At 64.9% G+C, this 10,360-nt stretch carries 11 protein-coding genes; 8 read left to right on the top strand and 3 right to left on the bottom strand.

Annotated features, from left to right (window positions below; genetic code table 11):
- Window positions 1–108: 108 nt before the first annotated feature.
- From AC5JLE_RS04505 to ykgO, 3 genes are all read right to left on the bottom strand, one after another.
- Window positions 109–1,146 carry an agmatine deiminase family protein gene (locus tag AC5JLE_RS04505; protein ID WP_032960746.1) on the bottom strand — a complete coding sequence of 346 codons (1,038 nt, stop codon included), beginning with the start codon at window positions 1,144–1,146 and terminating at the stop codon, window positions 109–111.
- Between the two features lie 39 nt (window positions 1,147–1,185).
- The gene (locus AC5JLE_RS04500; RefSeq protein ID WP_227837998.1) at window positions 1,186–1,485 is read right to left on the bottom strand and encodes a hypothetical protein; all 300 of its coding nucleotides are present in this window, start codon (window positions 1,483–1,485) and stop codon (window positions 1,186–1,188) included.
- A gap of 175 nt (window positions 1,486–1,660) precedes the next feature.
- Window positions 1,661–1,786 carry a type B 50S ribosomal protein L36 gene (gene ykgO / locus AC5JLE_RS04495; protein ID WP_005409283.1) on the bottom strand — a complete coding sequence of 42 codons (126 nt, stop codon included), beginning with the start codon at window positions 1,784–1,786 and terminating at the stop codon, window positions 1,661–1,663.
- 197 nt (window positions 1,787–1,983) lie between these two features.
- On the opposite strand from ykgO, the gene cmk reads away from it, so the two are divergent.
- The 8 genes from cmk (at window position 1,984) to galU (ending at window position 10,270) form a co-directional block, all read left to right on the top strand.
- Window positions 1,984–2,661, top strand: a complete 678-nt coding sequence (cmk, locus tag AC5JLE_RS04490) for a (d)CMP kinase (RefSeq protein WP_014036894.1) — start codon at window positions 1,984–1,986, stop codon at window positions 2,659–2,661.
- A 198-nt stretch (window positions 2,662–2,859) separates the two neighbouring features.
- Window positions 2,860–4,545: a 30S ribosomal protein S1 gene (rpsA, locus tag AC5JLE_RS04485; protein WP_005416230.1), complete on the top strand. Its 1,686-nt coding sequence runs from the start codon at window positions 2,860–2,862 to the stop codon at window positions 4,543–4,545.
- Between the two features lie 87 nt (window positions 4,546–4,632).
- Window positions 4,633–4,938, top strand: coding sequence for an integration host factor subunit beta (locus AC5JLE_RS04480; protein ID WP_005409286.1), 306 nt, complete (start codon window positions 4,633–4,635; stop codon window positions 4,936–4,938).
- Window positions 4,939–5,015: 77 nt separating this feature from the next.
- Complete coding sequence (locus tag AC5JLE_RS04475; RefSeq protein WP_014646849.1) at window positions 5,016–5,300, top strand: LapA family protein; 285 nt, start codon at window positions 5,016–5,018, stop codon at window positions 5,298–5,300.
- Window positions 5,301–5,306: 6 nt separating this feature from the next.
- Window positions 5,307–6,485: a lipopolysaccharide assembly protein LapB gene (gene lapB, locus AC5JLE_RS04470; protein ID WP_014646850.1), complete on the top strand. Its 1,179-nt coding sequence runs from the start codon at window positions 5,307–5,309 to the stop codon at window positions 6,483–6,485.
- A gap of 3 nt (window positions 6,486–6,488) precedes the next feature.
- The gene (locus AC5JLE_RS04465) at window positions 6,489–7,478 is read left to right on the top strand and encodes an MraY family glycosyltransferase (RefSeq protein ID WP_046430191.1); all 990 of its coding nucleotides are present in this window, start codon (window positions 6,489–6,491) and stop codon (window positions 7,476–7,478) included.
- A gap of 3 nt (window positions 7,479–7,481) precedes the next feature.
- On the top strand, window positions 7,482–9,395 hold the full coding sequence (locus AC5JLE_RS04460) for a polysaccharide biosynthesis protein (RefSeq protein ID WP_014646852.1): 1,914 nt from the start codon (window positions 7,482–7,484) through the stop codon (window positions 9,393–9,395).
- Window positions 9,392–10,270 (top strand): UTP--glucose-1-phosphate uridylyltransferase GalU, encoded by an 879-nt coding sequence (gene galU / locus AC5JLE_RS04455; protein ID WP_032960751.1) that lies wholly within the window; start codon window positions 9,392–9,394, stop codon window positions 10,268–10,270. The genes AC5JLE_RS04460 and galU overlap by 4 nt, the downstream gene beginning before the upstream one ends.
- Window positions 10,271–10,360: the final 90 nt, after the last annotated feature.

Genomic DNA, 10,360 nt, shown 5'->3' with positions numbered 1-10,360 from the left:
GGGTGGGGCGGGCTTTTTGGGGGGGGGGGGTGGGGCGGGGGGGGGGCCCGTACCGCCGGTGTACCCTCCTGTTTGGGGGGGGGGCCGGCCCCGCCCCCGCCACGACCGTTACGCCTTCAACAGCCCGGCCGGCAGCTGCATGGTGATGCAGTGCAGGCTGCCGTTCTGCCAGATCAGCGAGCGGCAGGGCACCTGCACGATCTCTCGGCCCGGGTGCGCCTGTGCCAGCACGTCGCGGGCCAGGTCATCGGCCGGGTCGCCATAGGCCGGCATCAGCACCGCGCCATTGACGATCAGGTAGTTCGCGTACGACGCAGCCAGGCGACGGCCTTCGTCGATCACCGGCCGGGCCCACGGCAGCGGGAACAGGCGGTACGGCTGGCCATCCTTGGTGCGTAGTGCGGCCAGCTCATTGCCCATCGCCTGCAGTTCGGCGTAGTGCGAGTCGCTCTCGTCGTCGCAGGCCTGGTAGACGATGCTGTCAGCCGAGGCGAAGCGGGCGAGGGTATCGATGTGCGCGTCGGTGTCGTCGCCTTCCAGGTAGCCGTGGTCCAGCCACAGCACGCGGTCCTGCTGCAGCCAGTCGGCCAGGTCGGCGCTCAGGCTGGCGCGGTCGCGGTCCGGGTGGCGCTCGTGCAGGCACTTCCAGGTGGTCAGCAGGGTGCCTTCACCGTCGGTCTCGATGCCGCCGCCTTCCAGCGCGAACGGAATGCTGCGGACCGGCGCATCGTTGAATACGCCGGCCTGGTCGAGCACGCCCACCAGCTGGTCATCCAGGGTGGCGTCGAACTTGCCGCCCCAGCCGGTGAAGCGGAAATCCAGCAGCTGGAAGCCGCCGTCGGCACGGCGCAGGGTGATCGGGCCGGAGTCGCGCAGCCAGGTATCGTCGTAGGCCGCCGTGGTGAAGTGGACCTTGTCCATGTCGATGCGGTTGGAGCGCAGTCGCATCTCGGCGTAGGTCTCCACGTCGTCGTCGGCCACGCAGATCAGCACCGGCTGGAAGCGGGTGATGGCCGCGACCAGGGCGATGTAGGTCTCTTCCACCTGGCCCAGGCGGTCAGCCCAGTCGGTATCGGCGGTGGGCCAGGCAATCAGGACGCCGCTCTGGGCTTCCCACTCGGCAGGAAAACGAAGGGTCTGGTTCATGGTCTCGCTACACAGGCCCGCCCACGGCGGGTAATGGGATCAACGGATCGGCGGTTTCGGGCCGATTTCGTTCGGGTCCGCCTGGTTGGCCACCACGTCGATCACCTTCTGCTTCTCGAAGTAGACGGTGAACTGCGGGTACACCCAGCGGTTGATGGTCGGCCATTGCCGTTTCTGCCCGCCACGCGGCTGCAGCTGCTCGCTGGGCGCGCCGAACTGCGCCTGCACCTGCTGCATGCTCTGGCCGCGCACGGGCAGGGCACCGGCCGGCTTCTCACGGGCGCGGTCGACAAGCAGGGTATCGGCCAGTGCCGGTGTGGCGGCGGCCAGGGTGGCCATCACGGCCAGGGCGGACAGGTAACGCTTCATCTCGATCTACTCCCCAGTGGTCAAGAAAGGCGATTACAGCAAAAACGGCAGGAAAAAGCCGCATAAACAAAAAACCGCCCGAAGGCGGTTTCTTGCATCGGGTCGGCCCCGCGTAGGGCCAGCCGCAGCCGGAAGGCTGTGAGGCTTAGCGCTGACGCGCCTTGAAACGCGGGTTCGACTTGCAGATGACGAAGATCTTGCCACGACGACGCACGACCTTGCAGTCACGGTGACGGGCCTTCGCCGACTTCAGGGAGGACAGGACTTTCATGGCATACCTCGGCGTAAACAGTAGTTGTTCGGGTGGAGCGTGGCCGCGATATGCGAAAGACAATCGGCAGTTGACGCTCGTTCAAGCCCGCCATTCTACCGGGCTTTTCCTCGTGGTTTCAAGTGGTTGCACAAAAGATCCCGCTGGGGGCGTCTGGCAGGGGCTAGAATGGCCTCTTCACACGCTCTGGGACCCCCATGAATCCACTCGCTCCCGTCCTGACCATCGACGGCCCATCCGGGGCCGGCAAGGGTACCATCAGCCGCATCATCGCGCGCCGGATGGGCTGGCATTACCTGGATTCGGGCGCGCTGTACCGGGCGGTGGGCGTGGCCGCAAGCTGGGCCGACATCGATACCTCCGACGCCTCGGCGCTGGTGCGTTGCACCTTCGACACCCACGTTCAGTTTGTCGAGCAGGGCGATGCCATGCGGGTCATGGTCAACGGCACCGATGCCACCGACGAGCTGCGCCTGGAGACCACCGGTGCGCTGGCCTCGGCCATTGCCGCCATTCCCGAGGTCCGCGCTGCCCTGAAGGAGCGCCAGCGCGCATTCAGGGAGCTGCCGGGCCTGGTCGCCGACGGCCGCGACATGGGCACGGTGATCTTCCCGGACGCCTCCTACAAGGTCTTCCTGACCGCCAGCGCCGAGGAGCGCGCCGAGCGCCGGCATAAGCAGTTGAAAGACAAGGGGGTTTCTGTTAACTTTGATGACCTCCTGCGCGAGATCATGGCCCGCGACGCCCGTGATGCCCAGCGTACCGTGGCGCCCCTGAAGCCGGCAGACGATGCTGTCCTCATCGACACCACAGGCATCGGCATCGATGATGTCGTTGCCAGAGTGATGGATCTGCTTCCGGTTCCGGCTGCCTGATCCGTTCGCGCGGGAGCGCTGCCAGCAGCATCGGCGGTGGTCGCGCATAGCAGTGCTGTACCAGCTCCGCCGCGCAATGATGCGTGGCGGTTTTCCTACTACACACGACCTGCGTTTCCGGGGTCGACCAACAGGCGGGCGGTCGCCATTCCCCTGAAGGGGACGCCACCGACCCATGTGTCCAACAGAGTAAATCTAATGACCGAATCATTTGCCGAACTGTTTGAAGCCAGCCAGGCCAATCTGGCCAAGCTGAAGCCGGGCGCCATCGTCAGCGGTACCGTTGTTGAAGTCCGCGGCGACGTCGTGGTGATCAACGCTGGCCTGAAGTCCGAAGGCATCGTGCCGATCGAACAGTTCCGTAACGACGCTGGCGAAATCGACGTCGCCGAAGGCGACATCGTCAAGGTCGCCCTCGACTCGATCGAGAACGGCTTCGGCGAAACCGTCCTGTCGCGCGAGAAGGCCAAGCGCGCGATGGTGTGGGACGAGCTGGAAGAAGCGTTGGAAAAGAACGAAACCATCACCGGCCGCATCAGCGGCAAGGTCAAGGGTGGTTTCACCGTGGACATCAAGGATGTCCGCGCCTTCCTGCCGGGTTCCCTGGTCGATGTGCGCCCGGTGCGCGATCCGGCCTACCTGGAAGGCAAGGAACTCGAGTTCAAGCTCATCAAGCTGGACCGCAAGCGTAACAACGTCGTGGTCTCGCGCCGCGCTGTCGTCGAAAGCGAGCACTCGGAAGAGCGCGAGCAGCTGATGGACAAGCTGCAGGAAGGCGCGATCCTGAAGGGTGTCGTCAAGAACCTGACCGATTACGGCGCGTTCGTGGACCTGGGCGGTATCGACGGCCTGCTGCACATCACCGACATGGCGTGGAAGCGCGTGCGTCACCCGTCGGAAGTCGTGAACGTCGGCGACGAGCTGGACGTCCGCGTGCTGAAGTTCGACCGCGAGCGCAACCGCGTTTCGCTGGGCCTGAAGCAGCTGGGCGAGGATCCGTGGGACAACATCGGCCGTCGTTACCCGGCCAACAGCCGCGTCTTCGGCAAGGTCTCCAACGTCACCGATTACGGTGCGTTCGTTGAGATCGAGCCGGGCGTCGAAGGCCTGGTGCACGTCTCGGAGATGGATTGGACCAACAAGAACGTCAACCCGTCCAAGGTTGTCCAGGTTGGTGATGAAGTCGAAGTGATGGTGCTGGACGTCGATGAAGAGCGTCGCCGTATCTCGCTGGGCATGAAGCAGGTTGCCGCCAATCCGTGGGAAACCTTCGCTGCCACCCACAAGAAGGGTGACAAGGTGTCGGGCCAGATCAAGTCGATCACCGACTTCGGCATCTTCATCGGCCTGGACGGCGGCATCGACGGCCTGGTCCACCTGTCCGACATCAGCTGGAACACCACCGGCGAAGACGTCGTTCGCAACTTCAAGAAGGGCGATACCCTGGACGCCGTCGTCCTGGCTGTCGATCCGGAGCGCGAGCGCATCTCCCTGGGCGTGAAGCAGCTGGAGCAGGATCCGTTCGGCCAGTACATGGCTGCCAATCCGAAGGGCTCCAAGGTCGAAGGCGTGGTGAAGGAAGTCGACGCCAAGGGCGCGATCATCGAGCTGGCTGACGGCATCGAAGGTTACGTCTCGGCCCGCGACATCGCCAACGAGCGCGTTGACGACGCCACCCAGCACCTGAAGGTCGGCGACAAGGTCGAAGCCAAGTTCGTGGGCATGGACCGCAAGGGCCGTACCCTGCAGCTGTCGATCAAGGCCAAGGACGACGCGGAAATGCGCGAAGTGCTGGAGGAATACCAGTCCTCTTCGGCTTCCAGCGGCACCACCCAGCTGGGCGCGCTGCTGCGTGCACAGCTGAACGGCAACAAGTCCGAGTAATCGGCCTTACGCTGTTCGTTGTTTCCTGGACGGCCCGGGCATTGCCCGGGCCGTTTCAGGCTGAGATGCCCCTGATGTGAGCCGGTAATGACCAAATCCGAACTGATCGAAATCCTTGCGCGCCGCCAGGCGCACCTGAAGGCCGATGATGTCGATCTGGCGGTGAAGTCGTTGCTGGAAATGATGGGCGGATCGCTGTCCGCCGGGGATCGCATCGAAATCCGTGGATTTGGCAGCTTCTCGCTGCACTATCGTCCGCCGCGCCTGGGTCGCAACCCGAAGACCGGCGAATCGGTTGCCCTGCCGGGCAAGCATGTCCCCCATTTCAAGCCGGGCAAGGAACTGCGCGAGCGGGTCAGCAGCGTGCTGCCGCTGGACGCCGATCCGGCCTGAGCCTGCCGTCGCGCCACCGCGTGCGAATCCAGCCGCGAGTCGGATAAGCTACGGACTCCTGCCACTGGAGCTGTCGCATGAAGGTTTTTCGTCTGCTGGTCCTGCTGGCGGTACTCATTCTTGGGTTGATCATCGGTGCCATGAACATGGACGAGATGACCATCAACCTGCTGTTCACCCAGCTTAAGACCTCGGTCGGCGTGGCCATCATTGCCGCGTTGCTGATCGGCGTCATCGTTGGCGCTGGCCTGGTGCTGGTGAGCGTGGTCATTCCGCTCTACAGCCAGCTGCGCCGCGCCAACAAGTCCGCTGCCGCCACGCCGGCACCGGTTGCTTCCCCTCAATCTTTTGATGGACGCTGATCGAAGATGGATTTCGTCACCGAGTGGTTCTGGTTCTTCCTGTTCGTTCCGCTGGCCGCCCTGGCTGGGTGGGTGATCGGGCGGCGCGGTGGTCAACGCCACGGTGACAGCCAGGTCAGCCGCCTGTCGAGCACCTATTTCCGTGGCCTGAACTACCTGCTCAACGAGCAGCCGGACAAGGCCATCGAGCTGTTCCTGCACATCGCCGAGCTGGACAAGGAAACCTTCGAGACCCAGGTCGCGCTGGGCCACCTGTTCCGCCGCCGCGGCGAAGTCGACCGCGCCATCCGCCTGCACCAGGGCCTGGTCAACCGCCACGACCTCAGTGACGCGCAACGCGTGCAGGCCCTGCTGGCGCTGGGCGAGGACTACATGAAGTCCGGCCTGCTGGACCGTGCCGAGACCGTGTTCACCGAGCTGGCGCAGCTGGATCAGCGCGCACCGCAGGCGCTCAAGCACCTGATCGGCATCTACCAGGCCGAGCGCGACTGGGAAAAGGCGATCGACAACGCGACCCGTTTCGAGGACGTCACCGGCGAGCCGATGGGCAAGCTGATCGGACAGTTCGAATGCGAACTGGCCGAACGTTTCCGTGGCGCCGGCAAGCTGGAAGAGGCGAGGGCAGCGATCGCCCGCGCCTACCAGGCCGACGCGATGTCGGTGCGCGCCGGCATCATCGAGGGCCGGCTGGAAACCGACGCGGGCAATCCAGAGGCCGCCGTGCGCGCCTTCGAGCGCGCCGCGCGCAACGACCCCGAATACCTGCCGGAACTGCTGCCGGCACTGATGCAGAACTATCGCAGGGTCGGCGATCTGGCAGGTGCACGCGCGTTCCTTTCGGAGATGACCGAGCACTACCGCGGCATCGCCCCGGTATTGGCGCTGACCCGGTTGATGGAAGAGCAGGAAGGCGTGGCGCCGGCCCGTGCCTACCTCGGTCGCCAGCTCAAGGATCGCCCGTCGGTACGTGGCGAATCCGCGCTGATCGATCTGACCCTCGCCGAGGGAGCCGATTCCACCGCCACCCTGCATGACCTCAAGCACATCACCGACCAGCTGCTGGTGCGCAACCCGGCCTATCGCTGCACGCGCTGCGGCTTCGGTGCGCGTACCCACCACTGGCAGTGCCCGAGCTGCAAGGAGTGGGGGACGGTCAAGCCGCTGCTGAACTACGCGGTGCTCTGATCCATGCCCTGGCTTGTGATGGGCGCGCTGCTGGGGCTCGCCCTGCTCAGTGCGTTGCTGACCTGGGCTGCGCGGGGCTATGCACTGCGCCAGCAGTTGATGGACCAGCCGGGCGAGCGTCGCAGCCATAGCGTTGCCACCCCGCGCGGTGGCGGCATCGCCATCGTCATCAGCCTGCTGGTGACCGCCGGCGTGGCCATCTGGGCCTGGCCCGAAAGCACGCCGACGGTGCTGGTGGCCAGCCTTGGGCTGGTGCTGGTGGCCGGTATCGGCTGGTGGGACGACCACAAGCCCCTGCCGGCGATGCGTCGCCTGCTGGTGCATTTCATCGCCGCAGCGCTGTTGGCCGGCCTGGTCAAGGTGAATGGTGGCAGCTGGCTGTTGGCGGTGCTGGTGCTGCTGTTCACCGCGTCGCTGATCAACATCTGGAACTTCATGGACGGCATCAATGGCATCGCCGCCAGCCAGGCCGTTGTGGCGATGCTGGGGCTGGCGCCGGTACTGCCGTGGCCCTATTCACTGGCCGCCGTCGCGCTGGGCCTGGCCTGCCTTGGATTCCTGCCGTTCAACTTCCCTCGCGCCCGGATCTTCATGGGCGATGTTGGAAGCGGCGCGCTGGGGTATGCGGTCGCAGTGGTGCTGGCGATCGCCAGCGTGCGTACCGATATCAACTGGATCCTGCTGCTGGTACCGGTTTCGCCGTTCCTCGTGGACGCGGGCTTCACACTGCTGGCGCGCATCATTTCCGGACAACGCTGGATGGAACCCCATACCCAGCATGTCTACCAGCGCGCGGTGCAGGCAGGAGCCAGTCACCCGCAGGTGACAGGGATGTACTTTGCTTTGGGTCTGTTCAGTATTACAGTGTTCAATGTCTGCTCCAATTTGCAGCCGAGGTGGGAGGCTGTCGTGGCGATCGCGTGGTTCATCGCGCTGAGCGTCCTCTGGCTCCTCCTGCGCAATGGAATGCGCCACCGACAAGGAATTACCTGAATTATGGCTTCACCCTGGCGGGACAGAATCCTCGGCCTGATGCCGCGTTCGGCCATCGTCTGCCACGACCTCTTCATGGTCTGGGCATGCTGGCAGCTGCTCCATGCAGGGCGTTACTCGATCCTGCCCAACGCCCCGGCGCTGCCCCTGTGGAACGTCGATACCACCCTGGTCCTGCTGCTGCAGGGCCTGGTGTTCTGGCGCGTGGGCCTGTACCGCGGCCTGTGGCGGTTTGCCAGCGTCAGCGACCTGCTGAACATCTTCAAGGCCAGCTTCATCGGCATGGTGGCCATCATCCTGGTGCTGATGTGGAAGCGCTTCGACGGCGTACCCATGTCGGTGCTGGTGATCTACCCGTTCGCGCTGTCGGCACTGCTCGGCGCGCCGCGCCTGCTGTACCGCGCCTGGAAGGACTACCAGGCACTGCAGTCCGATTCCAGCGCCCGCCGCGTGCTGATCCTCGGCGCCGGCCAGGCGGCCGAGACCCTGGTGCGCGACCTGCGCCGCTCCGGCAACTTCGAGCCGGTCGGCCTGCTCGACGATGCACCGCACCTGCGTGGCGCCAAGCTGCAGGGCCTGCCGATCCTGGGCACGCTGGATGACGCGCCGACGGTGGTCCGCGAGACCGCTGCCAAGCTGCTGGTCATTGCCATGCCGTCGCTGGACGCCGCAGGCATGCAGCGCGTCGTCGCGATCTGCGAAAGCACCGGCGTGCCGTTCCGTACCGTGCCCAAGCTCAGTGACATCCTGCAGGGCCAGTCGCTGCCGGGCCAGCTGAAGGAAGTGGCGATCGAGGACCTGCTGGGGCGCAAGCCGATCATGCCGGACTGGAACCTGATCCGCGGCTGGTTGGGTGGGCGCACCGTGATGGTTACCGGCGCCGGTGGTTCGATCGGCTCGGAGCTGTGCCGCCAGTGCGCGCGGCATGGTGCCGGTCGCATCATCCTGCTGGAGATCAGCGAGCTGCTGCTGCTGACCATCGAGGGCGAGCTGCGTCGCAGCTTCCCCGATGTCGAGATCGAGGCGGTGCTGGGCGACTGCGGTGACCCAGCGGTGATCCGCCACGCGCTGTCGCTGCACCCCGTCGATACTGCTTTCCATGCGGCCGCCTACAAGCATGTACCGGTGCTGGAACGCCAGCTGCGTGAAGCAGTGCGCAACAACATCCTGGCGACCGAGAACGTCGCGCGCGCCTGCCTGGAAGCCCGCGTGGAGCATTTCGTGTTCATCTCCACCGACAAGGCGGTCGACCCGGTCAATGCGCTGGGCGCGAGCAAGCGCTACGCCGAGATGATCTGCCAGAGCCTGGACCAGAAGTCCACGCATACCCGTTTTGTCACGGTGCGCTTCGGCAACGTGCTGGCGTCGGCCGGCAGCGTGGTGCCGCTGTTCCGCGAGCAGATCCTGCGGGGTGGCCCGGTCACGGTCACCGACCCGGAAGTCAGCCGCTACTTCATGACCATTCCCGAGGCCTGCCAGCTGATCCTGCAGGCGGCCGCATCGGCGTCGCATGGTGCGATCTATACCCTCGACATGGGCGAGCCGGTGCCGATCCGCGTGCTGGCCGAACAGATGATCCGCCTGACCGGCAAGCAGCCGTACAAGGACATCCAGATCATCTATACCGGCCTGCGTCCGGGCGAGAAGCTGCACGAGACGCTGTTCTATTCGGACGAAGATTACCGCTCCACCGCGCACCCGAAGATTCTTGAAGCCGGCGTGCGTACGTTCTCGCGCGACCTGGTGCTGGGCAACGTTCCGCGCCTGCGCGAGGCGATTGCCAGCTACGACACCGCCCGCATCCAGGAAATCCTGTTTGCGACGATGCCGGAATTCTCGCCAATCGAACAGGATGCTTACATTTCATCCGCTAAAGTCGTGCCTTTTCCGGCACGTGAGGCCAACAGGCACCAATGAGCAAGCGAATTCGCAAAGCAGTTTTCCCGGTGGCAGGATTGGGGACGCGTTTTTTGCCAGCAACCAAGACTGTGCCGAAGGAGATGCTGCCGATCATTGATCGGCCGCTGATCCAGTACGCGGTGGATGAGGCGATCGAAGCCGGCTGTGACACGCTGGTGTTCATCACCAACCGCTACAAGCACGCCGTTGCCGACTATTTCGACAAGGCGTACGAGCTGGAGCAGAAGCTTGAGCGCGCTGGCAAGCAGGAGCAGCTGGAACTGATCCGGCACGTGCTCCCCAATGGTGTGCGCGCGATCTTCGTGACCCAGGCCGAGGCGCTGGGCCTCGGGCACGCGGTGCTGTGTGCCAGGTCGGTGATCGGTGACGAGCCGTTTGCCGTACTGCTGCCCGACGACCTGATCTGGAACCGCGGTGCGGGCGCGCTGAAGCAGATGGCCGACCTCAACGAAGCCAGTGGCGCCAGCGTGATCGCGGTCGAAGACGTGCCGCACGATAAGACCGCCAGTTACGGCATCGTCGCCACCGACGCGTTCGATGGCCGCAAGGGCCGTATTTCGCAGATCGTCGAGAAGCCGAAGCCGGAGGACGCGCCGAGCGACCTGGCGGTGGTGGGTCGTTACGTGCTCAGCCCGAAGATCTTCGAGCTGCTGGAACAGACCCAGACCGGTGCCGGCGGCGAGATCCAGCTGACCGATGCGATTGCCGAGCTGCTGAAGACCGAAGAAGTCGATGCCTATCGTTTCGAGGGCACCCGCTTCGACTGCGGCACGCACCTGGGTCTGGTGGAGGCGACGATCCGCTTCGCGCTGGACAACCCGAAGCTGGCTGGCCCGGCGCGGGAGAAGCTGGCGGCGATGCTGGCGGAATAAGGGTTTTATCAAGCGCTCCGTGCGGCGCCTTGATTGATACGTGGGGGAGAGGGCCATCCGCCCCCTCTCGACAGTTTCCGTGCGGCGCGG

This window comes from Stenotrophomonas sp., from assembly GCF_059505245.1.
This window is presented reverse-complemented; position numbering and strand designations above follow the sequence as displayed.